The following is a 1,210-nucleotide window of genomic DNA, read 5'->3' as shown; positions in this document are numbered from 1 at the left end:
GCCCGGACCCGCCGTGAACCCATCCATGGGGGCTCATGTCGCGGCATCCATGCCGCTCATGGTCCGGGCAAGGCCAGGCCCTACCCGCCGCCCCGACGCTTTCTCGGCGGACGGGCGAGCAAAGCGGTAGTGCCGGCCCGTGGCCGGCAACCTCGTTGCGCAGATCGAAAAGATGCGGCTTCCGGCGTGTATACCGCCGCGCGATGGTCGCTACGCGCGCAGCAGTTTGTAGAGGGTCGTGCGTGAGATGCCGAGCTGGCGTGCGGCGGCGCTGACGTTGCCCTGGTGGGCAGCCACGGTCTCGCGGACGTGCTGTGTGTTCTGCGCGCGCAGTGATGCGTTCGTGGCGTTGGCATGCTGCACATCGAGCTTCACGCCGGCATGCGGTGCGAGTGGTCCGCGCAGGTACTGGACGTGCACGGCAGTGTCGTCATCCAGGCGGACGCGGTGGGAGGGGCCGGCCTGCAGCAGGCGGCGGCGCTGGTGGACGCTGGCGCCGGCGAACAGGCCCTCGAGGGTGAGCAGGGGCAAGGCTCCGCGGCGTGGGAGTCCGAACAGGCGGCGGGCGACGCGATTGGCGGCGCGTACGTGGCCGTCTTCTTCGATGGCCAGCAGGCCCTGCAGCGGTGAGTGCAGCCAGCGGGTGTCGTGTTGCACGGCCAGCAGGTGGCAGGGACGGTGGTCCTGCATGAGGCGGTTCTCGGCCGACAGCGCGGCCTGGCGGAAGTAGCCGTGCAACAGCTCGGCATCGCGCTCGCCGGTGCCGGTGATATCCAGTGCGCCCAGCACTTCGCCATCCAGCCCATGCAGCGGAACGCTCAGGCAGAACACCGAGGCGAAGCGGTCGAGATAGTGCTCGTTGCCGCGCACCAGGGCGGGCGCGTCTTCGGCCAGGCTGCAGGCCGGTGCGGTGGTGCCGATGTCGATTTCGCGAAGGCGGCGACCGATCTGGATCGGGCGCAGTACCGGGACGTCGGCCAGGCCATGTTCGCGCTGGGCGATGACCAGGCCATCGGCGTTGACGCAGAACAGGGTCCATTGGCGGCCACCGAAGGCGGCCCAGAGGTGGTCCATGTCCTCGCGCACACAGCGTGCGAGGCGGCGGTCGGCAGGGTCGTCCAGGCGCGTGGCAGCCGCGGCAAGAGGCGCGTAGTACGGCTCCTGCCGCGGCTGCCCCCCCGCCAGGCGCGAACGCGCCCACGAGCGCGGC

General features: G+C 70.7%; 1 protein-coding gene. It reads right to left on the bottom strand.

The features are described from left to right. Positions 1-210 precede the first annotated feature (210 nt). On the bottom strand, positions 211-1,210 hold a 1,000-nt coding region (locus QMX81_RS20875; protein ID WP_282264395.1), incomplete at its 5' end, for a helix-turn-helix domain-containing protein.

The sequence above is a fragment of the Stenotrophomonas sp. PS02301 genome (assembly GCF_029959485.1).
Classification (GTDB): domain Bacteria; phylum Pseudomonadota; class Gammaproteobacteria; order Xanthomonadales; family Xanthomonadaceae; genus Stenotrophomonas; species Stenotrophomonas maltophilia_Z.
The sequence above is the reverse complement of the archived record's forward strand: the minus strand, read 5'-3'. Positions and strand labels throughout refer to the sequence as shown.